The organism is Dermacoccus sp. Ellin185, assembly GCF_000152185.1.
Taxonomy (GTDB): Bacteria; Actinomycetota; Actinomycetes; order Actinomycetales; family Dermatophilaceae; genus Dermacoccus; species Dermacoccus nishinomiyaensis.
The window spans coordinates 1-21,640 of record NZ_AEIQ01000005.1 but is presented as its reverse complement, the minus strand read 5'-3'; the positions used below and the strand labels follow the sequence as shown (position 1 = coordinate 21,640).

The 21,640-nt window shown below is 69.9% G+C and carries 20 protein-coding genes; 19 read left to right on the top strand and 1 reads right to left on the bottom strand.

Annotation, left to right across the window (positions count from 1 at the left end; all coding sequences use genetic code 11):
• Positions 1–326: 326 nt before the first annotated feature.
• From HMPREF0321_RS00215 to HMPREF0321_RS00205, 3 genes are all read left to right on the top strand, one after another.
• Positions 327–695, top strand: coding sequence for a hypothetical protein (locus tag HMPREF0321_RS00215; RefSeq protein ID WP_139023496.1), 369 nt, complete (start codon positions 327–329; stop codon positions 693–695).
• 252 nt (positions 696–947) lie between these two features.
• Entirely contained in the window at positions 948–2,627 is a 1,680-nt protein-coding gene (locus HMPREF0321_RS00210; RefSeq protein WP_006943271.1) for a sodium:solute symporter family protein, read from the top strand.
• A gap of 12 nt (positions 2,628–2,639) precedes the next feature.
• Positions 2,640–3,029, top strand: coding sequence for a hypothetical protein (locus HMPREF0321_RS00205; protein WP_006943267.1), 390 nt, complete (start codon positions 2,640–2,642; stop codon positions 3,027–3,029).
• A gap of 152 nt (positions 3,030–3,181) precedes the next feature.
• Here the strand turns inward: HMPREF0321_RS00205 and rpmB are convergent, their stop codons facing one another.
• Positions 3,182–3,376, bottom strand: coding sequence for a 50S ribosomal protein L28 (gene rpmB / locus HMPREF0321_RS00200; RefSeq protein ID WP_006943284.1), 195 nt, complete (start codon positions 3,374–3,376; stop codon positions 3,182–3,184).
• 410 nt (positions 3,377–3,786) lie between these two features.
• On the opposite strand from rpmB, the gene HMPREF0321_RS14495 reads away from it, so the two are divergent.
• The 16 genes from HMPREF0321_RS14495 to HMPREF0321_RS00120 all read left to right on the top strand — a co-directional run.
• The gene (locus HMPREF0321_RS14495) at positions 3,787–5,253 is read left to right on the top strand and encodes a DAK2 domain-containing protein (protein ID WP_006943272.1); all 1,467 of its coding nucleotides are present in this window, start codon (positions 3,787–3,789) and stop codon (positions 5,251–5,253) included.
• Positions 5,246–7,435 carry an ATP-dependent DNA helicase RecG gene (locus HMPREF0321_RS00190; protein WP_006943282.1) on the top strand — a complete coding sequence of 730 codons (2,190 nt, stop codon included), beginning with the start codon at positions 5,246–5,248 and terminating at the stop codon, positions 7,433–7,435. The genes HMPREF0321_RS14495 and HMPREF0321_RS00190 overlap by 8 nt, the downstream gene beginning before the upstream one ends.
• Positions 7,435–8,106, top strand: a complete 672-nt coding sequence (gene rsmD, locus HMPREF0321_RS00185) for a 16S rRNA (guanine(966)-N(2))-methyltransferase RsmD (RefSeq protein WP_006943265.1) — start codon at positions 7,435–7,437, stop codon at positions 8,104–8,106. Before HMPREF0321_RS00190 ends, rsmD begins: the two co-directional genes overlap by 1 nt.
• A complete protein-coding gene (coaD, locus tag HMPREF0321_RS00180; RefSeq protein ID WP_006943276.1) occupies positions 8,103–8,588 on the top strand; it encodes a pantetheine-phosphate adenylyltransferase in 486 nt (161 codons plus the stop codon). The genes rsmD and coaD overlap by 4 nt, the downstream gene beginning before the upstream one ends.
• A 129-nt stretch (positions 8,589–8,717) precedes the next feature.
• Positions 8,718–9,299, top strand: coding sequence for a DUF177 domain-containing protein (locus tag HMPREF0321_RS00175; protein WP_006943286.1), 582 nt, complete (start codon positions 8,718–8,720; stop codon positions 9,297–9,299).
• Between the two features lies 1 nt (position 9,300).
• The gene (gene rpmF / locus HMPREF0321_RS00170) at positions 9,301–9,495 is read left to right on the top strand and encodes a 50S ribosomal protein L32 (protein ID WP_006943268.1); all 195 of its coding nucleotides are present in this window, start codon (positions 9,301–9,303) and stop codon (positions 9,493–9,495) included.
• 53 nt (positions 9,496–9,548) lie between these two features.
• Positions 9,549–10,331: a ribonuclease III gene (rnc, locus tag HMPREF0321_RS00165; protein WP_172463021.1), complete on the top strand. Its 783-nt coding sequence runs from the start codon at positions 9,549–9,551 to the stop codon at positions 10,329–10,331.
• Positions 10,324–11,370, top strand: a complete 1,047-nt coding sequence (mutM, locus tag HMPREF0321_RS00160; protein WP_040014157.1) for a bifunctional DNA-formamidopyrimidine glycosylase/DNA-(apurinic or apyrimidinic site) lyase — start codon at positions 10,324–10,326, stop codon at positions 11,368–11,370. Before rnc ends, mutM begins: the two co-directional genes overlap by 8 nt.
• 333 nt (positions 11,371–11,703) lie before the next feature.
• Complete coding sequence (locus HMPREF0321_RS16655) at positions 11,704–11,937, top strand: hypothetical protein (RefSeq protein WP_006943283.1); 234 nt, start codon at positions 11,704–11,706, stop codon at positions 11,935–11,937.
• A 228-nt stretch (positions 11,938–12,165) separates the two neighbouring features.
• Positions 12,166–12,966, top strand: coding sequence for a type I methionyl aminopeptidase (map, locus tag HMPREF0321_RS00150; RefSeq protein WP_006943281.1), 801 nt, complete (start codon positions 12,166–12,168; stop codon positions 12,964–12,966).
• A gap of 10 nt (positions 12,967–12,976) precedes the next feature.
• Entirely contained in the window at positions 12,977–16,648 is a 3,672-nt protein-coding gene (gene smc, locus HMPREF0321_RS00145) for a chromosome segregation protein SMC (protein WP_006943280.1), read from the top strand.
• A 177-nt stretch (positions 16,649–16,825) separates the two neighbouring features.
• Positions 16,826–17,023, top strand: a complete 198-nt coding sequence (locus tag HMPREF0321_RS00140; RefSeq protein WP_139023495.1) for a hypothetical protein — start codon at positions 16,826–16,828, stop codon at positions 17,021–17,023.
• A 68-nt stretch (positions 17,024–17,091) separates the two neighbouring features.
• On the top strand, positions 17,092–18,360 hold the full coding sequence (ftsY, locus tag HMPREF0321_RS00135) for a signal recognition particle-docking protein FtsY (protein ID WP_006943279.1): 1,269 nt from the start codon (positions 17,092–17,094) through the stop codon (positions 18,358–18,360).
• Positions 18,361–18,563: 203 nt separating this feature from the next.
• Positions 18,564–19,985 (top strand): ammonium transporter, encoded by a 1,422-nt coding sequence (locus HMPREF0321_RS00130; RefSeq protein ID WP_006943275.1) that lies wholly within the window; start codon positions 18,564–18,566, stop codon positions 19,983–19,985.
• Positions 19,982–20,320, top strand: coding sequence for a P-II family nitrogen regulator (locus HMPREF0321_RS00125; protein WP_006943278.1), 339 nt, complete (start codon positions 19,982–19,984; stop codon positions 20,318–20,320). The genes HMPREF0321_RS00130 and HMPREF0321_RS00125 overlap by 4 nt, the downstream gene beginning before the upstream one ends.
• A gap of 287 nt (positions 20,321–20,607) precedes the next feature.
• On the top strand, positions 20,608–21,640 hold a 1,033-nt coding region (locus tag HMPREF0321_RS00120; protein ID WP_006943277.1), incomplete at its 3' end, for a nucleotidyltransferase domain-containing protein.

The following is a 21,640-nucleotide window of genomic DNA, read 5'->3' as shown; positions in this document are numbered from 1 at the left end:
CCGGCCGGCTGGGCCCCTCGCAAGCCGGTCTGCTCGTTCTCAGCGGCGAGGTGGCCTGGCCGCCACGAGATGCGGGGGCGACGGCCCGTCGTGATCCCGGCCCGTCCGTCGCTGACGAATTTCCCTACGCAGACGCAGACGCGAACCAAGCGCTCCGCACATGCGCAGACGATCGCCAAGCGCCCCCCACAGACGGCGAGGCCGCGTCCCGCGCAGCCGTGGGTGCAGGGCCCCCCGCAGCCGCGAACGGGGCGGCCGAAGCCGTCGCACGCGAGTGTGTGACGTTCCATCGCGCACCCCGGCCGCGTTATGCAGGCGACGAGGCCGTGAGCGCGGGGATGGGCGTCGCGATGGACGTCTCCGACGGGTTGGGGCGGGACGCGGCGCGTCCGGCCGCGGCGTCCGGCGTCGGCATCGAACTCGATCGCGCCGCGCTGGAACGCATGGCGGCGCCGCTGCGGCCGCTGCTGGGGAATCGAGCGCTCGACTGCGTCCTCGCGAGCGGCGAGGAGCACGCGCTGCTCGGCACCTGCGACGCCGACGCGGTGCCGCCGGGCTGGCACGTCATCGGTCGCGTCGTCGCACCCGCAGCAAGCACGTCCGGCCGGCGGGCCGCGGTGACGCTCGACGGCGTCGACGTCGTCGAACGCGGCTGGTCGCACTACGAACGGGCGCGCCCCTCGTCGTCCGACTGACGGCGTTGGCTCGTCACGCGGGCGCCGTGCGCCGGCCGTCCGGGTCGAGGGCCCCATGCCGCTCCAGCACCTCAGCGCCGGCGCAGCGCGCGTGCCGTAGCCGCGAGACGCCACCCGGGCGCGGCGCCGAACATTGCAAACAGGTCTCGATTCCGACTGTGAGCCCCTTCACCATGGCGCGCGGTGCGAGTCTGGCGTTACCGTCGGGGGTCACTTTCCTCCACGACTGTCCGGGAGCCAGCCTTGCTGCCTATGGATTCCTCAGCTCTGCGCCTCGACGCAGGGCCGGTCGACTACGTGCTCATCGCGTTGTACTTCGTGTTCGTGCTCGGCATCGGCCTGTTGGCCCGCCGACAGGTGAGCTCCAGCATCGACTTCTTCATGTCCGGCCGATCCCTGCCCGCCTGGGTCACCGGCCTCGCCTTCATCTCCGCGAACCTCGGTGCGGTGGAGATCATGGGCATGTCAGCGTCGGGCGCCAAGATGGGCATGCCGACGTTCCACTACTACTGGATCGGCGCGATCCCGGCGATGTTGTTCCTCGCCATCGTCATGATGCCGTTCTACTACGGCTCGGGCGTGCGCTCGGTGCCTGAGTTTATGAAGCGTCGCTTCGGCACGGGCGCCCACCTCGTCAACGCGATCTCGTTCGCGCTCGCGCAGGTGCTCATCGCCGGCGTCAACCTGTTCCTGCTCGCCAAGATCGTCAACATGCTGCTCGGCTGGGACATGACGGTCTCGACGATCGTCGCCGCTGTCATCGTCCTCAGCTACATCACTCTCGGTGGCCTCTCGGCCGCGATCTACAACGAGGTGCTGCAGTTCTTCGTCATCGTGGCGGCGCTGCTGCCGTTGACGCTCGCCGCCCTGCACAAGGTCGGGGGTTGGGACGGGCTGCAGGCCAAGATGAAGGCCGCGGGCACGGACGGCGAGCTGTCGTCGTGGCCGGGCAACTCGCTGACCGGCTTCACCGATTCGGTGTGGTCCGTCATCGGCATCGTCTTCGGTCTCGGCTTCGTGCTGTCGTTCGGTTACTGGACGACGAACTTCGTCGAGGTGCAGCGCGTCATGGCCTCGAAGGACATGAACTCCGCGCGTCGCGCGCCGATCATCGGCACGTTCCCGAAGATGTTCATCCCGTTCATCATCATCATCCCGGGCATCATCGCCGGCGCGCTCGTGCCGGAGATCGCGAAGGCGAAGGCCAGCGGCGGCAACCCGGACTACAACAACTCCCTGCTGTACCTCATGAGCGACCTGCTGCCGAACGGTCTTCTCGGTGTGGCCATCGCGGGCATGCTCGCCGCGTTCATGGCCGGCATGGCCGCGAACATCTCGGCGTTCAACACGGTGTTCAGCTACGACATCTGGCAGGAGTACGTCGTCAAGGATCGTGACGACGCGTACTACATCAAGATCGGCCGCATCATGACAGTCGTCGCGACGATCATCGCGATCGGCACGTCCCTCCTGGCGCGAAGCTACTCGAACGCGATGGACTACCTGCAGACGCTGTTCGGCTTCTTCAACGCGCCGCTGTTCGCGACGTTCATCCTCGGCATGTTCTGGAAGCGCATGACGCCGACGGCCGGTTGGGCCGGCCTCGTCTCCGGTACGGTCGGCGCGCTCGTCGTCGCCGTCCTGTCGGAGAACGCGCTCGGCGATCTGTCGCAGGACGTCATCCACATCGGTGGTCAGGGCGCGTCGTTCGTCGCGGCTGGTACGGCGTTCGTCGTCGACATCGTCGTAAGCGTCATCGTCAGTCTCATGACGCAGCCGAAACCGGCGGAGAGCCTGCGCGGTCTCGTCTATAGCGAGACGCCGAAGGAGGACTTCGAGGAAGACACGAACACGTCGTTCTTCAAGTCGCCGACGAAGCTCGCGGGCCTGTCGCTGCTGCTCGTCATCATCCTCAACGTCGTCTTCCACTAAGGGGCATCGATCATGAGTACACCGATCAACGACGCGCACGACGCCCCGCGCGGGCGTGACGAGGCCGTGCACACCGGGCGTGACAGCGCGGACGAGGTGACGACGACCAAAGCCGGCAACTCGGCCCGTCACGGCGCCGGCCTGTTCGACATCCGCAACATCATCGGGTTGCTGATGGCGCTCTACGGCCTCATCCTGCTCGTCATGAGCTTCACGACGAGCACCGCCGACAAGGCGAAGGCCGACGGCGTCAACCTCAACCTGTGGACGGGCATCGGCCTCATCGTCATCGGCGCCGCGCTCATCGCGTGGGCCGTGACGCGCCCCATCGTCGTCGACGAGCGCGAGCTCGAGGCCGACAAGGCCGCCGCCGAGCGTCAGGGCAAGCCCGCCGCACATTGAACGCCTCGCGCGGGGGTCTGAGCGCTTCCGCGTGGCCTGGTTCGACGAATCCCCGGTCTCCTTCGAGGAGGCCGGGGATTCGTCGGTTCGCGGGCGTCGAGCAGGCAACAAAAAACCCGGCCGAAGCCGGGTTTTTCGAACAAGTGCCGAGATCAGCGCTTGACCTTGCCTGCCTTGAGGCAGGAGGTGCAGACGTTGAGACGCTTCGGGGTCACGCCAGCCTCGCCGACCAGGGCGCGAACGCGCTGGATGTTCGGGTTCCAACGACGCTTCGTGCGGCGGTTGGAGTGCGAGATGTTGTGACCGAAGCCCGGTCCCTTGCCGCAGACGTCGCAGGTGGCAGCCACGGTTTCTCCTGAAGTCGATGTGTTCGGGCGGATGCCCTTCGGTTGCTTCGCGCAAGACCTGACGGTCTCGCTCGCCCCCATCGATCCGCAGCGTCGAGATGATGCGCGTGATGTCATGGGGGCAACCTGCACAGCATAGCCGGAGGCAGCGGGTGGGATCAAAACGGCGCCGCGGTCGGGTGCTTGGAGGCCGGCCGGTCGAGCGCGGCGCGCCGCATGGGGAGCCGCCCGAGCGTCGCCGGTTCGCCGTGCGTGGGGCGTCCGCCCGGAGTGGCGCGGACGGCTTTTCACCCCGTCCTGCCGAGGTTGTCAGACCCGTGTGCCAAGGTACTCGTGACATGCCGCGATGACGATTCACGTCTCGCGGGAGACGCCCGCGGCGGTCGCCGGAGCGAGAGGCAGGAGGGTGCATGACGCAATGCCTGAGTGCGCGTGACCTTGCCCGCGCCCTCGTCTCCGCACGCGTCGAACTGTCGTCGGCGGAGTCGACGCTCAACGCGCTCAACGTCTTTCCCGTGCCCGACGGCGACACCGGCACCAACATGCGCGCCAGCCTCGAAGCGGGCTTCGTCGCACTCTCACAGACCGGTTCGGACGACGCGCCGCGTGGGCGCACCAAGGCGTTCGTCACCGGCATGACGCGGGCGGCGCAGGGCAACTCCGGCGTCATCCTCTCCGAATACGTGCGCGGTTTCGTCCGCGTGCTGCTGGCCGATCCCGCCGTCCTCGAGGTCGGCCTCGACGGTCCGGGCCTCGCGGAGGCGCTCGGGTCCGCCTCGGCCTGCGCCCGCGGGGCGGTGGGCGAACCGGTGGAGGGCACGATCCTGTCGGTCGCGCAGGCCGCGGCCCTCGCCGCCCGTCGATGCGTCGACGAGGCGGCCGGCGCAGGACGCGAGGCCGATGCCGCCGAGGTGGCGCGGGCGGCACACCAGGCTGCGCAGGAGGCGTTGGACGCGACGCCCGCACAGTTGGAGGCGCTCGTGCGTTCGCGCGTCGTCGACGCCGGGGGTGCGGGTCTGCTGCTCGTCCTCGATGCCCTCGACCGCGTCGCCTCGGGTGCGGGGGGCCTGCCCCGGACGAACACCCGCTCGTGGCTCGACGCGCGTCGGACGACGTCGTTGGAGGAGGACGCGGGCTGCCACGTCGCCGCGGGTGGCCCGGCCTTCGAGGTCGTGTGCGTCGCCGAGGGCCTCGACGACGAGGGCGCCTCGGCGCTGCGTGACGTGCTCGCGCGGTGGGGCGATTCGGTTGTCGTCGCGGGCGACGAACGGCTGCATCGCGTCCACCTGCACACGGACGAGCCCTTGACGGCCGTTTCCGTCATGCGTGAGCGCGCGACGATCAGCGCCGTCACGATGACGCATTTCGACGGCCCGCTGCCGGGGTGTGAACCCTTGCTCGTCGCCGCGCGCGACGAGGCGGTGCGCGCCTACGCGTTCGCCCTCGGTGCGCAGACGCGCGATTCGCGGGAGCCGGGAGCGCCGTGGGGCCACGCAGCCGGTGACGTTCTCGCGGACGTCGACGCCGGTGACGGCGCGCGCTCGAGCAACCTCCTCGCGCTGCTCGAACGACTCGACGATGCAGCCTCGCCGTTCGGTGATTGGGAGGGCGAGCAAGCCGCCGTCTGGGAGGACGACGACCCAGGTGACGACGTCGAATTCCTGCGGGCCGACTCGTGGCGGGCCGCGCGCGACCTGGCCCGTCTGCATCTCCCCGGCGCCGAGTCGGTGCTCGTGTGCCTCGCGCCCGGCGCCGACGAAAGTGCCGCGCAGAAGTTCCTGTCGCTCGCTCGCACGCGCGTCGGTGACGGCGGCAGCATCGACGTCTTGCGTCTCGATGCCGGTTCGCTCGTCCTCATGGAGGTGACCCATGGGTGAGGTGACGCTCGACTCGCCACTGCTCGCCGTCCTCGGATCCGGCGCGAGGAAGCTCGCGAAGGCGCGTGACCTCGTGACGGTGCGCGACCTGCTCGACTACTTCCCGCGCCGCTACATCGACGCGCACGCCGGCAGCACGTTCGGTGAGTTCGAACTCGGCGAGCACGTCGTGCTCACCGCCCGCGTCGAGACGATGACGCAACGACGCATGCAGACGCGCAAGGGTTCGATGGCGAACGCCGTCATCGTCGACGACGAGGGCCGCCGCGCCGCCGTCACGTTCTTCAGTGCGCAGCCTCACTACAGCGTCCTGCGCCCGGGCAAACGCGCGCTGTTCAGCGGCCAGCTCGGCCTGTTCAACAAGCAGCTTCAGCTGTCGCACCCGCAGTACACGCTGATGGACGACGCCGACATGAGCGTGTATCCGGGCAGCGTTGTGCCGGTCTACAAGCAGGTCGAGAAGATCACCAACCTCAACCTCACCCTGTCGATCAGCACCGTCCTCGACGCGCTCGGCGAGATCCCCGACCCCCTCGACGAGCCGCTGCGCGCGCGTCACGGTCTCGTCACGACGACCCGCGCCTACCGCGGCCTGCATCTGCCGGCGAGCATGGCCGACGTCCAGGCGGGGCGTGAGCGGCTGCGGTTCGACGAGGCGTTCACCACCCAGATCGTGCTGGCCCAGCGGCGCCACGAGGCGCGCTCCGAGCCGTCGACACCGCGCGTTGCGAAGCCCGGCGGTCTGCTCGAACGCTTCGATGCGACGTTGCCGTTCGAGCTCACCGAGGGCCAGCGCGAGGTGGGGGAGCAGATCGCGCGCGACCTGGCCGAGCCTGTCGCGATGCACCGCTTGCTGCAGGGTGAGGTCGGTTCGGGCAAGACGCTCGTCGCGTTGCGCGCCATGCTCGCCGTCGTCGACTCGGGCGCGCAGGCCGCACTGCTCGCGCCGACGGAGGTGCTCGCTGCCCAGCACGCCGCCTCGATGCGCGCGATGCTCGGCCCGCTCGCCGAACGCGGACGCCTTGGCGGCGCGGACGACGGCACCCGCGTCACGCTGCTCACCGGCTCGATGTCGGCCTCGGCGCGCACGCAGGCGCTGCTCGACATCGTCTCGGGCGAGGCGGGCATCGTCATCGGCACGCACGCGCTGCTGCAGAAGCATGTCGAGTTCGCCGACCTGGGTCTCGTCGTCGTCGACGAGCAGCACCGCTTCGGCGTCGAGCAGCGCGCGGCGCTCAGCTCGAAGGCGCACCGCCCGCCGCACGTGCTGGTCATGACGGCCACGCCGATCCCGCGCACCGTCGCGATGACGGCGTTCGGCGACCTCGACGTCTCGACGCTTCGTCAGCTGCCACGTGGGCGTGCGCCGATCGTCTCGCACGTCGTGCCGACGCACGTCGCGTCGTGGATGAACCGGGTGTGGGAGCGCATCGCGGAGGAGTGCGCCGCCGGGCGTCAGGTCTACGTCGTCGCCGGACGCATCGGTGACGGCAGCGAGCCGGTCGCGCCGGGCCTCGTCGACGGGCCCGACGCTCATGGCGCCGGGGAGGGCGATGCCGCGGCGCGCCCCATCGGCGTCGTCGACCTCATCGACGAGATGCGCCGCCTGCCTGCGCTCGCTGGTCTGCGGATCGGTCTCATGCACGGCCGGCTGCCCGCCGAGGAGAAAGACGACGTCATGCGCCGTTTCGGCGCCGGCGAGGTCGACGTGCTCGTCGCGACGACCGTCATCGAGGTGGGCGTCGACGTGCCGAACGCGTCGATGATCGTCATCGTCGACGCGGACCGGTTCGGCCTGTCGCAGCTGCACCAGCTGCGCGGACGCGTCGGGCGAGGCGAGCACGGCGGGCTGTGCCTGCTCGTGACACGCAACGAGAACCCCGACACGCTCGAGCGTCTGCGGCGCGTCGCGGAGACCAACGACGGATTCGCCATCGCCGATCTGGATCTAGACTTGAGACGGGAAGGAGACGTGCTCGGCGCCGCGCAGAGCGGACGGCGATCGTCTCTCGACTGGTTGGAGCTGACGAAGGCGTCCGATCTCGCCGTCATCGAGGCCGCGCGCACCGAGGCCGCCGCCATCGTCGAAGCGGATCCGTCTCTGACCGAGCATCCCCTGCTGGCGCAGGCCGCGCATGCCCGCGTGGACGCGTCGCAGGCCGAATTTCTGGAAAGAAGCTGATGACGCGCATCATTGCCGGCTCCGCCGGTGGCCGCAGGCTCGACACGCCCCCCGGAGCGGGCACCCGCCCGACGTCCGACCGCGTCCGTGAGGCGTTGTTCTCCCGGCTGGAGCATCTCGGTGCGATGCTCGGCGCGGACGTGCTCGACCTGTACGCGGGCTCCGGCGCGCTCGGGCTGGAGGCGTTCAGCCGCGGCGCCGCGTCCGCGACGTTCGTCGAGGTCGACCGCCGCGTCGCGACCGTCATCCGCACGAACGTGCGCAACCTCGGGTTCTCGCCGGTGCGTGTCGTGACGCAGGCCGTCGAGAAGTTTCTCGAGGGCCCGCCGAGCGTCAAGGCCGCGCTCGTGCTCATGGACCCGCCGTACAGCGTGAGCGAGGAGCAGCTGCGGCAGGCCATCGACCTGCTCGTCGAGCGGGAGTGGCTCGCCGAGCGCGCTCTCGTCGTCGTCGAACGCTCGTCGCGTTCGCCGCAGCCGACGTGGCACCCGCGCCTGGAGGCCTGGGAGCCGCGCGTCTACGGGGAGACGACGATGTGGTTCGCCGAGCTCGCCCAGGACGACGCGCCCGAGCCCGACGACGTCGAGGCCGTCGTCGCGACGCTCGATCAGGTCGTGCCCGAGATCGTCGTCACCGGTACGCCCGAGGACATCGCGAAGGTCACATCATGACGACGTGCGTCTGCCCCGGCTCGTTCGACCCGCTGACGCTGGGACACCTCGACGTCATCGAGCGGTGCGCGGCGCTGTTCGACGACGTCGTCGTCACGGTGCTGCACAACCCCGACAAGCAGGGGACATTCAGCGCCGACGAGCGCGTCGACCTCATCGAGCGCTCGGTCGCGCATCTCGACAACGTCCGTGCCGCGGCCTACGCCAACACGCTGCTCGTCGACGTGTGCCGTGAGCTGGGCGCACCGCTCGTCGTCAAGGGGCTCCGCGGGGAGACCGACTTCAGCTACGAGACCCCGATGGCGACGATGAACCGCGCGCTATCGGGTCTCGAGACGGTGTTCATCCCCGGAAACCCGGGCATGGATCACCTGTCGAGCTCGCTCATCAAGCAGGTCGCGGGCCTCGGCGGCGACGTCACGGGCATGGTTCCGGAGCCCGTCATCGGCCCGCTGCTCGAGCGTGTCGGCGCGTCGCGTTGACCTGCGCAGGCCCGCACATTCTGGGATTTGGGAGAGTGCGCGCCCGCGGCGTAGACTTGCACGTCGGCCTACGCCATCGCTGTGGCCGAAAGATGTTCGAAGTTCTCGACCGACGAAGAGTGCAAGGTAATGACCCAGGCTGATTCCCGCCGCCCGCTGGTGCTCGACACCAGGGAGCTCGGTCGTCGACCCGGAAATTCGCTGCGCCTCCACCGCGACGTCGAGGCTCCGGCAGATTTCGGTACCGACGTCATCGGCATCGAGGAGGGTCAGCCCGTCGGGCTCGACCTGCGTCTCGAATCGGTGATGGAAGGAGTCCTCATCACCGGTGAGGTCGAGGCGACGGCAACCGGCGCGTGCGTGCGGTGCCTGGAGGACGTGACCTACCCGGTCGACGTCCACTTTCAGGAGCTGTTCGTCTACGCCGATCGTGCTGCGCACCACCGCGAGGTGGCAGGCGGCGATGATGAGGACGAACTGCACGAGCTCGATGGCGACGACGCCGACCTCGAGCCCGTGCTGCGGGACGCTGTGGTGCCCACCCTGCCGTTCCAACCGGTGTGTCACGAGGACTGCCTCGGGTTGTGCTCCGAATGCGGTGCACGACTCGACGACGACCCCGATCACCATCACGAAGCTATCGACCCCCGCTGGTCGGCCCTGGTCAACCTGACCGAGGCTGGATCGGCAGAAGACGAGAAGAGGAACTGACGTGGCTGTCCCGAAGCGGAAGATGTCCCGCGCCAACACCCGCTCGCGCCGAGCCAACTGGAAGGCGACGCCCGTCGCCGTGCAGGCGTGCCCCGCGTGTGGTGCCAACAAGCAGTCGCACATGGCGTGCCCGGCGTGCGGTACGTACAACGGCCGCCACTACGGTGCAGCGGAGCGCACCGAGCATCAGGCCTGATCGGCCGTTCGCAGACCGTGGGCAAGAAGTCTTCGAAGCGGTCAGCTGCTGACGTGTCGCAGCGGCCCGTCGGCGACCTCGTCCGAATCCTCTCTGAGGTTTCGGGTGTGGACGTCGACGAGTCGCTGCTTCGTCGCGCCCTGACCCACCGTTCGTTCGCGTACGAGAACGGCGGCATTCCGCACAACGAGCGCCAGGAGTTCCTCGGCGACGCCGTGCTGGGCCTCGTCGTCACCGAGACGCTGTACACGGATCAGCCCGACGCGCCGGAGGGGCACCTCGCGAAGCAGCGGGCGGCGGTCGTCAACTCGCGGGCCCTCGCTGAGGTCGCGCGCGGTCTCGAGCTGGGGGAGTACCTGCTGCTCGGGCGTGGCGAGCTCGCCACGGGTGGGCGCGACAAGGATTCGATCCTCGCCGACACGACGGAGGCCGTCATCGGCACGGTGTTCCTCTCGGGCGGCATCGAGGCGGGGCGACGCATCGTCCACCACCTCATCGATCCGTTGATGAACCGATCGTCGACGATGGGTGCCGCGCTCGACTGGAAGACGTCGCTGCAGGAGGCCACCGCTGCGGCCGGTCTCGGTGCGCCGACGTACGTCGTCGAGGGTGAAGGGCCGGATCACGACAAGGTCTTCACCGCGACCGTCCTCGTCGACGGGCGCACCCTCGGTGCCGGTACGGGGCGCAACAAGAAGTCGGCCGAGATGATCGCCGCCGAGAACGCGTGGGTGAGCCTGCGCGACGAAGCGGCGAAGAACGCCGGTTCGGCCGGCGGTGACGTCGTATGCGACGAGGCGGACGCGGTCGCCGTCACGGACGGTGCGCATGCCTGAGCTTCCCGAGGTGGAAGTCGTACGACGAGGCCTGGACGACCACGTGGTCGGCCGGGCCTTCGTCACGTCCCGGGTGACGGGCTCGCGCGTCGCACGCCGTCACCTGCCGGGGCCGCAGCATCTGGCCGACGCATTGCTCGGACGACGGGTAGCGTCGGCCCAACGGCGCGGCAAGTACCTGTGGATGACGTTCGAAGACGCCGCGCCTGGTTCTGATGGCTCGGCGGACGCGACGGTGCCGCTGGACCGGCGCGAGGGTGCGGTGGCCGACGACGCCCTCGTCATCCACCTCGGCATGAGTGGACAGGTGCTCGTCGAGAGCGCCGACTCGCCGCTGGAGAAGCATGCGCATGCGGTGTTCGACCTGTCGGCGCCTGTGAAGCTCTCGCCGCCCAGGAAGTCGGGGGAGCGCGCTGGCTCGGGTGAGGCGGTGGATGCGCCGGGGGTGACTGACGCATCGGAGAGGCCGCGCTCGGAACCATCGGCCCAGCAGATGCGCTTCGTCGACCAACGGACGTTCGGCGGGTTGTTCCTCGACGACCTGACGGTGGCGCACGGGCGCGAGGTGCCCGCGTCGATCGCGCACATCGCGCCTGACCCGCTCGAGGAGGCGTTCGACGCGGGCGCCGCCGCGCGGCTCATGCGCAGCAAGGATGTCGCGATCAAGCGGATGCTGCTCGATCAGGGCATCGTCAGCGGTATCGGCAACATCTACGCCGACGAGGCGCTGTGGCGCGCGCAGGTGCACGGTCGACGCCCGGGGCGCATGCTGACGAAGACGCAGCTCATCGGCGTGCTCACGGCGGCGCAGGACGTCATGCGTTCTGCGCTCGATCATGGCGGCACCAGCTTCGACGCCCTCTACGTTAACGTCAACGGTGCGAGCGGCTACTTCGATCGCTCTCTCGACGCCTACGGCCAGCAGGGCAAGCCGTGCCGCCGCTGCGGCACGCTGATCGTCAGGGAGCAGTTCATGAACCGCTCGTCGCACTTCTGCCCGACGTGCCAGAAGCCGCCCCGGACGATGAACCGTTCCTGAACAACGGGTCGATCACCGCACGCGCTCCGATGCCGGCGACCTCCGCGATGCGCGCGAAGTCCGACTCGCTCGCCGCGACCCCCATCCAGCGGCGTCCCAGTTCTGCGGGCTTTCCTCCGTCACGATCAACCATTGTGTGACTGCGGGGTCGTTGCGGAAGCCGGCGATGATGTCGACGTCCCACGCGACGGGATCGCGCAGGACGACGTCGCCGCACGGGGGCGCATGTGGAACGAGGCGGGCCGAAATGCGGCGCTCGACCTTCTCACGTCGGGCGCTACCGCTGAGCTCCGCGGATCCGAGAGGTCACGATTGAAGGCTCGGCTCCGCCGGATGGCGGCGCGTCAGATCGCCCATGCGAGTGGGGGACGTCTGCCGGATCTTCCCGCCGCTCTGGCACTCAAGAGCTGGGCTAAGTTCCTTCCCGGAGCGAGCCGCGAGCGTCATCTGCAGGACGCAGTGACGTTGCTCGTCTGCACCGATCGGCAGGAGGTCGCCCTGTCGAGATCCATGAGATCGGTCGTTCGCCGCCTGCTTGCCAAGATCGCGACGGACGAAGTGGCATGACAGATGTGCGACCCGGACGACTGGGCCAAGCCGGTTCGTGCCGCGCGAGGAATCGATCCCGAATGGCCGATCCCCACGTTCATCCGGCCACCTCGACCGACAAGGCGGCAACCGTGACGAATGCAGTCGTCATCCTCGTCGTCGCGACAGGCCGTCGCGACACGATCTACCGCTGACGCTTCGCGAGGCTCGACGGCGTCCGGGCGCGGGCTGCACTACCGTAGTCGGGTGATCGAACTGCGTACGCCCCGAGAGATCGACGAGATGAAGCCCGCCGGGGCGTTCGTCGCATCCGTCCTGACCGCCCTGTGCGAGGCCGCCGACGTCGGCGTCAACCTGCTCGAACTCGACGCCCTGGCGCACCGCATGATCACCGACGCCGGTGCGGAGTCGTGCTACATCGACTACCACCCGAGCTTCGGCGCGAGCGCGTTCGGCAAAGTGCTGTGCACGAGCGTCAACGACGCCGTCCTGCACGGCCTGCCGCACGACTACGCCCTGAAGGACGGCGACCTGCTCAGCGTCGACTTCGCCGCATCACTCGACGGCTGGGTGAGCGACTCGGCGATCTCCTTCGTCGTCGGCACGCCGCGCGAGGCCGACCTGCGCCTCATCGACACGACCGAGCGAGCCCTCGCCGCAGGGATTGCGGCCGCGCAGCCCGGCAACAAGCTCGGCGACATCTCGGCCGCCATCGCCGACGTCTGCGCAGGCGCCGGATACCGCGTCAACACGCAGTTCGGCGGCCACGGCGTCGGCCGCACGATGCACGGCGAACCGCACGTGCCCAACGACGGTCGTGCAGGCCGCGGCCTCAAGCTCAAGCCTGGCCTCGTCATCGCGATCGAGCCCTGGCTCATGGCGGGAACCGACCAGATCATCCAGGACCGGGACGGGTGGACGCTGCGCAGCGTCGACGGTTCCCGTGGCGCGCACTCCGAGCACACCGTCGCGATCACCGCCGAGGGCCCGCTCGTCCTCACGGCGCGCGACACGGCCGCCGCCGGCGCGCCGCAGCCGACGGCCTGAACCGCGCGCCGTGTACGTCAAGTCGCTGACCCTCAAGGGGTTCAAGTCGTTCGCGTCGGCGACGAACCTCGTCCTCGAACCGGGCATCACCTGCATCGTCGGTCCGAACGGTTCCGGCAAGAGCAACGTCGTCGACGCGCTCGCCTGGGTCATGGGCGAGGGCAGTGCTCGCAGCCTGCGCGGCGGCAAGATGGACGACGTCATCTTCGCCGGCACCTCCGGGCGCCAGCCGCTCGGGCGCGCCGAGGTGACGATGACGATCGACAACTCCGACGGCGCACTGCCGATCGACTACACCGAGGTGACGATCAGCCGCACCATGTTCCGCGGCGGCGGCTCCGAATACGCGATCAACCGCACGCCGTGCCGACTGCTCGACATCCAGGAGCTGCTGAGCGACTCGGGCATCGGCAAGGAGATGCACGTCATCGTCGGCCAGGGCCAGCTCGACGCGGTGCTGCGCGCGACGCCCGAGGAACGTCGCGGGTTCATCGAAGAAGCGGCCGGCGTGCTCAAGCACCGCCGTCGCAAGGAGAAGGCGCTGCGCAAGCTCGACGGCATGGAGGCCAACCTCACGCGCGTCGCCGACCTGACGGCCGAGGTTCGCCGCCAACTCGGGCCGCTGGGACGCCAGGCCGAGACGGCGCGTCGGGCGCAAGCCATCCAGATGACGGTGCGTGACGCACGGCTGCGGCTGCTCGCCGACGACCTCGTCCAGCAGCGCGCGCGGCTCGAGGCCGACGTCGCGGACGAACAGGCGATGGTGCGGCGTCGCGCCGAACTCGACGACGCGGTGCGCGCCGCGAAGGCCGGCGTCGAGGAGATCGAGGCCGAGATCGCAGCCCGCGCTCCGGTGCTCGAACGGCTGCAGTCGCAGTGGTACGCGCTGTTGTCACTGGAGGAGAAACTCGATTCGACGCGCCGACTCGCCGCGGAACGAGCCACCTCGCTGACGGCGGCGCAGGACGAGACGCCCGGTTCGGGCCGGGATCCCGAGCAGCTGCGGCGTCAGGCCGAACGGGTCCGGGGGGAAGAGCTGGAGCTGCAGGCCGAGGTCGAGCGAGCCCAGGAGGCGCTCGACGCCGCCGTCGAGGTGCGCGAGAAGGCTGAACGTGAACATCAGGTCGAACAGCAGCGACTCGTGCGGATCGCGCGGGCAGCCGCAGATCGACGCGAGGGTCTGGCCAAGCTTCACGGTCAGGTCGAGGTTCGGCGTTCACGCGTGGAAGCAGGCGAGGCCGAACTCGCGCGGTTGCGCGCCAGCATCGGGGAGTCCGCGACGCGAGTGGCCCAGGCCCAGGAGGAGCTGGCGCCTCTCGAGGAGGCGCTGCGCGACGCGGAAGCCGCCGAAGCGGCGCTCAATGATGCTGCGGAGAAGCTGAGGGCTGATCACGTTGCCCTGCTCGAACGTCGTCGCGTGCTGCGCGACGAACGCAATACTTCAGCCCAACGCCGCAGCGCCTCAGCCGCACGCGCGCAGGCGCTCGATGAGACGCTCGGTTCCGACACGGCGGGGCTCGAGAACCTCCCCGCCGAAGCGCCGGGCGTGCTCGGCGACGTCGTCAGCCGCCTCGAGGTGGAGCCAGGTCACGAAGCCGGCGTCTCGCTCGCTCTGGGGTGGGCTGCCGAGGCCCTGCTCGTCGACTCCCACACCGACGCCGCAGCTCTGCTCGCCGCCCTGCGAGCGCAGGACGGCGGCCGCGTCGCTCTCCTCGTCGCGGGAGACGCGCCGCACGACGTCACGACCCACGACTGGCCGACCCTTCCCGAGGGTGGCGTCTGGGTGCGCGACGTCGCGAGCGTACCGGCGACGATGCAGAGCGCGTTCGACGTCCTCGTCGACCGACTCGCGATCGTTCCCGACGCCGACGGCGCGCTCGCGCTCGTCCACGCCGGTGCGCGGGCCGTCACCCTCGACGGGGACGTCTACGAACCCACCGCGGTGCGTGGTGGGGGCCGCCCTGGGCGCTCCCGCCTCGAGGTGCGCGCGGCGCACGAGCAGGCCGTCCGGGACGCGGAGATCGCAGCCGACGCCGAGCAGAACGCGGAAAACGCCCTGGAAGCCCTGACGCAGCCACTCGCGGCCGCGCAGGACGCGGCGGACGATGCTGCGGCGGCGCTCGCCGAGAACGACGCGCGCATCGAGGAACTCATGGCGGCGCTCGCGCGTCACCATCAGGCGATCGCCGCGGCCTCCCGCGAGCGTGACCGCATCAACGACTCGATCGAGCAGGCGAGCGTCGCGCTCGATGCGAACCGTGAAGAGCTCATGGAACTCGAGATGCGTCTCGACGAGGCGCAGGCCGAACCGGGTGAGAGCGAACCGTCCGTCGCCGAACGAGACCGTCTGGCGACGCTCGCCGCGACGGCGCGCGAGCAGGAGACCGAGCAACGTCTGACGCTTCGCACGCTTCAGGAAAGAGTCCGCGCGATCGCTGGGCGCGCTGAATCCCTCGAGGCCGCCGCACGCTCGGAGGTCGCCGCGCGCGAACGGGCGCAGGCGCGCCGCGTCCGACGTCGGGAGGCCGCAGCCCTGGCGCAGGCCGTCGAACGGGCCGCCGAACTGGCACGCGAGCAGGTGCATCGCGCGCGCGATGAGGTGACCCGGGCGCGTGACGCCGAGCAGGCAAGCAAGGCGACTCGGGACGGGGCGTTGCGCGCCGCCCGCGTCCGCCTGCAGGAATGCAGCGACCAACTGCGCGAGGTCACCGACTCCGTCCACCGCGACGAGATGGCGCGCGCTCAGCAGCGGCTGCGCATCGAGGCGCTGGAGACGAGGGCGGTCGAGGAACTCGGCATCGACCCTGACGTCCTCGTCGAAGAATTCGGGCCGCATCTGCCGGTGACGCTGTTCCAGGCCCGCGCCGGTATGACCGCCGGCGAAAAGGCCGACACCCAGGCATCGTCGGGACGCGCTCCGTCAGGGCAGGGGAGCGAGGGCGACGACGCAGACGGCGGCCCCCCGAGCGGTCCTGAGCCCGTCGCGAGCCGCCCGTTCGAGCGGGCCCTGGAGGAGAAGCGGCTGCGCACGGCCGAACGCGACCTCAAGCAGCTCGGCAAGGTCAATCCGCTGGCCCTCGAGGAGTACGCGGCCCTGGAGGAACGGCACACGTTCCTCAGCGAGCAGCTCGCCGACCTGCGCGGCTCGAAGAAGGACCTGCTGTCCATCGTCAGCGAGGTCGACGCGCGCGTCGAGCAGGTCTTCACCGAGGCGTTCCACGACGTGGCGCGCGAGTTCGAAGGCGTCTTCTCCCGCCTGTTCCCCGGCGGTGAAGGGCGGCTCGTTCTGACCGACCCCGAGAACATGCTGACGACGGGCCTCGACGTCGAAGCGCGCCCGCCGGGCAAACGCATCAAGCGGTTGTCGCTGCTTTCCGGCGGCGAGCGCTCCCTCGTCGCCGTTGCGCTGCTCGTGTCGATCTTCAAGGCGCGCCCGAGCCCGTTCTACATCATGGACGAGGTCGAGGCGGCCCTAGACGACGCGAACCTCGGCCGCCTCATCACGCTGTTCGAGGAGCTTCGTGACTCGAGCCAGCTCATCGTCATCACGCACCAGAAGCGGACGATGGAGGTCGCCGACGCCCTCTACGGCGTGACGATGCGCGGTGACGGCGTGACGACGGTGGTCTCACAGCGTCTCGCCGACGTGCGGGTCGCACCCGAGCCGGCCGAGGCGTCCTGACGGCGCCGCTGGCCGTTGTGCGACGCGAGGGCCGCCTGAGGCGCGTCGACTGGCGCCGTCAGGACGGTTCGGCAACAATCGTGGCGGAGCAGGCCTCATGCGCTCGCTCCCGCCCGACGTGCCATCCGCGCGTCACACCCACCCCTCGGAGGATTCGTGTTCTGGATCGTGCTCGGTATGACGCTGACCGTCGTTCTGGCGGCGTTCGTCGTCGGCATCGTCGCGCTGCCGGCGCGACGGGCGGGCCGTCCGGTGCTCACCACGCGTGGCGAGAAGCTCTTCCGTGTCGGTCACGCGCCAGCCGCCCCGCGCGCCGCGACGGTCAAGGACGGCGAGCGCGCGGCCGAGCGCGGCGGTCGGATCCGCCGCTCCTGATCCCCAGCTGACGCGTGCCGTCGCCGCCTCGTTGGGCGGTTGTCGGTGCCGTTTGCAATGATGGCGGCGTGGATCAGCTCTGGGAAATTCTTGGTGTCGTCGCCGTAGCGCTCGTCGCCGCTGTCATGGGCCTCGTGGCCTTCGTCCGCAGCCGTTCGCGCAAGGCTCCGAAGGTTCCGGCGCGCGAGGAATCCGTCGAGATTCCGCGCACGCCACCGAAGAAGACGCAGTACACGCCGAGTTCGGGTGTGCGCATCGACACGTCGAAGTCGGCGGCGCCCACCCCGGCGAAGCACGCGCAGACCGACGTCGTCGACGCACCGCGCGATGAAGCGCCCGCCCCCGAGGTCGTCGAGCCCGCTGACGTCGTCGACGAGACGCCCGCGCCCGAACCGGCTGCGCTCGAGCGCCCCGAGTCGGCCCGTGGGCGCATGGTGCGCCTGCGTGAGCGACTGTCGCGCTCGAACACTGCGCTCGGCAAGGGCCTGCTCGCCTTGCTGTCCGGCGGCAGCCTCGACGACGAGGCGTGGGAGGACGTCGAGGACACGTTGCTGCAGGCCGACCTGGGTGTCGAGGCGACGACGCAGATCGTCGACAACCTCAAACGCCGCATCGCCGTGCACGGTGCCACGGACGAGGAAACCGTCTCCGGCTGGTTGCACGAGGAACTGCTCGCGCAGGTCGGCCCCGACATGGATCGCCGCATCGCGGCGAGCCGTGTGGGCGATCGACCCGCTGTCGTCCTCGTCGTCGGCGTCAACGGCACGGGCAAGACGACGACCGTCGGCAAGCTCGCGCGCGTTCTCGTCGCCGAGGACAAGGACGTCATCCTCGGCGCGGCCGACACGTTCCGTGCCGCCGCAGCCGACCAGCTCGAGACGTGGGGCGCCCGCGTCGGCGTGCCCACCGTTCGCTCCGAGAAGGAGGGCGCCGACCCGGCCGCCGTCGCGTTCGACGCTGTCAAGGCCGGTCAGGAGAACGAGTGCGACGTCGTGCTGCTCGACACCGCGGGGCGCCTGCACAACAAGGTCGGTCTCATGGACGAGCTCGCCAAGATGAAGCGCGTCATCGAGAAGCGCAGCCCCATCGACGAGGTGCTGCTCGTCCTCGACGCGACGACCGGCCAGAACGGCATGCGTCAGGCCGAGGTGTTCGGCCAGGCGGTCGACGTCACGGGTGTCGTACTGACGAAGCTCGACGGCACCGCCAAGGGCGGCATCGTCGTCAACGTCCAGCGTGAGCTCGGCGTGCCCGTCAAGCTCGTCGGGCTCGGCGAGGGCCCCGACGACCTCGCGCCGTTCGACCCGGAGGCCTACGTCAACGCCGTGCTCGACTGAGCAGGCCGGGCTCGAGCCCCGCAGCGCCCACCCGCCGTCACGGCCGGTGGGCGCTCGTGCGTCCACGCTTCGACACGAAACGTCTCACATGGCGTGCATACCCTCAGGATGTGACCGCGATTTCACGTCAGTGCCGCATCCGAAACATAGGCGAAACATCGCGAGCCGCATGCTGAAACGTGGCGAGGGCAGGATCACTGAGCATGAACGCACACCTTCTGGCGGCAGAGGCCGCCCCGAAACTCGACTATGCGGCCACCGCATTCGTCCTCGTGTGCGCATCGCTCGTGCTCATGATGACGCCCGCGCTGGCGTTGTTCTACGGCGGGATGACGCGCTCCAAGTCGGTGCTCAACATGATGATGATGTCGTTCGGCGCCCTCGGCGTCGTCGGCATCATCTATGTGCTCTACGGCTACTCGATGTCGTTCGGCACCCACGACATCGCCGGGCTGATCGCGAACCCGGGTGACAAGTTCGGTCTGCACAACGTCGCCGACGTGTTCAACTCGTTCGGGTACGAGGGCTACGGAAACATCCCCGAGCTCGCGTTCGTGGGCTTCCAGCTCACCTTCGCGGGCCTGACGGTCGCGCTCATCTCCGGCGCCATCGCCGACCGTGTGAAGTTCTCGACGTGGCTCGTCTTCTCCGCGATCTGGGCGACGATCGTGTACTTCCCGATCGCGCACATGGTGTGGGGCGGCGGGTTCCTCGGCGGCACCGACCAGGGAGTCGCCGCGACGATGTTCGGTTCGGCCGACGGCAAGGCCACGTTCGCACCGATCGACTTCGCGGGCGGCACCGTCGTCCACATCAACGCGGGCATGGCGGGCCTCGTCCTCGCTCTCATCGTCGGGCGCCGCGCCGGTTTCGGCCGCGTGCCCATGCGCCCCCACAACGTGCCGCTGACCATGCTCGGCGCCGGTCTGCTCTGGTTCGGCTGGTTCGGGTTCAACGCGGGTTCCGAGCTCGCCGCAGACGGTTCGGCCGCCCTCGTGTGGGTCAACACGGCCGCCGCGACGTGTGCGGCGATGATCGGTTGGCTCGCCGTCGAGAAGATCAAGGACGGTGAGGCGACGTCCATCGGTGCCGCCTCCGGCGTCGTCGCCGGTCTCGTCGCGATCACCCCCGCCTGTGGTGCGCTCAGCCCCGTCGGCTCGCTCATTCTCGGCGCGGTCGCCGGCATCCTCAGCGCCCTGGCCGTCAGCCTGAAGTTCAAGTTCAACCTGGACGACTCGCTCGACGTCGTCGGCGTCCACCTCGTCTCCGGCCTGTGGGGCACGATCGGCGCCGGCCTGCTGTCGACGACGAACGGCCTGCTTTACGGCAAGGGCTACGAGCAGACGGTCGTGCAGATCGTCATCGCGCTCGGTTGCGTCGCGTTCACGGGCGTGCTCACCGCCGTCATCGGTCTCGCCCTCAAGGCGACGATGGGCTGGCGCATCGACCACGACGACGAGCTCGCGGGCATCGACTCCGCCGAGCACGCCGAATCCGCCTACGATTTCGGTGGGTTCGCCTCCGGTACCCGCGTCGGCCACGGCCTGCTGCCGTCCGGCCACGGCCCCCTCGGTGGCAGCACCACCGGCGCAGAACACAACGACCCGCGAGGAGTGCAGGCATGAAACTCGTCACCGCCATCATCAAGCCGTTCAAGCTCGACGACGTCAAGGAAGCCCTCGAGGCCTTTGGCATCGCCGGGATGACGGTGAGCGAGGTCAGCGGCTACGGCCGCCAGCGCGGCCACAGCGAGGTGTACCGCGGCGCCGAATACAGCGTCGACTTCGTGCCGAAGCTGCGCATCGAGGTCGTCATCGACGACGCCGACGCGCCCGCCGTCGTCGACGCCGTCGTGCGTGCCGCGCAGACGGGACGCATCGGCGACGGCAAGGTGTGGACCGTTCCCGTCGACGACATCGTGCGCGTACGCACCGGCGAGACCGGCGCTGCCGCGGTCTGAGCGCCCCGGGGACGTGAGCCTCGACGACGTGAGCCTCGACGACGTGGCGCACGAGTCCTCGTGGCCCGAGTGCCGACGGTGACGGTCGGCCGCCCCGGTTCGGTCGAGACCCTGACGAACGCCGTCGCCGCGCAAGGATCGCCGGCCCGGCGTTCGTCGGCGTCCGTCCCGCGTCGTGAGGCGCACCGCGCCGCGCGCCAAGCCGTCGTAGTCGCCGTAGACGCACAACCCCAGCCATCGACGGCGCAGAACCCCCGCCCAGCCCTCCGAGAGAGGACGATGCAGCCATGAGCGCCGTGTCCGCCCACTACGCCGCACGTCTCGACCTCGCGCGCACGCGCGAGTTCGAGCAACCCGGCGCGGGCCCCGCACGTCGGGAGCGGCTCGCGGCGTCGGCCCATGCATTCATGGCACAGGCCTGGCGCGATACGTGTGCGGCGACGGGGCTGCCCGAGTGTCAGAGCGGTGTGGCGCTCGCCGTCGTCGGCTCGCAGGCCCGGGGCGATGCGGGGCCGTTGAGCGATTACGACCTCGTCCTCCTGCACGACGGGCGCAGCGTCGGCTCGAAACGCATCACCGAGCTCGCGGACGCCCTGTGGTACCCGTTGTGGGATGCAGGGGTGCGCTTCGACCACTCCGTGCGCACGCTGGCGCAGTGCCGCCAGGCCGCGTCGTCAGACCTCGCCGCTGCGGTCGGCATGCTCGACATCGCGTCCGTGGCCGGTGACGACGTCCTCGTCGCCGGGGTACGCCAGGCGATCGCCGCCGACTGGCGCGGTGCCGCGCGCAAGCGGCTGCCGGAGGTCGTCGAGTCGTTGCGGGCGCGGCACGCGCGTTTCGGTGACATCGCGACGACGCTTGATCCGGACCTCAAGGAATCCGGGGGAGGCCTGCGCGACCTCTGCCTCGTCGGCGCGCTGACGACGGCGTGGCTCGCCGACCCTCACCGCGCCAGCGCAGAACGCGCCCGAGCGCAATTGCTCGACGTGCGCGACGCGTTGCACGTCGTCACCGGGCGGGGGCGGGAGCGGCTCAGCCTGCAGGATCAGGACGCCGTCGCGGCGCTGCTCGGGTGCTCCGACAGCGACGAGTTGCTGACGCGCGTCGTCGACGCGGCGCGCACGATCACGTACGTGACGGACGCGGCCGTGCGCGCGGCCGGCCAGTCGCAGCGAGCCCGGGCGTTGCGCGTCGGGCCGCGCCGACCGTCGCTGACGTCGCTCGGGCACGGGTTGCACCTGCACGACGGCGAGGTCGTCCTCGGCGCGGGGCGCCGCGACGGCGGGCACCTGACGTTGCTGCGCGCCGCCGCTGCGGCGG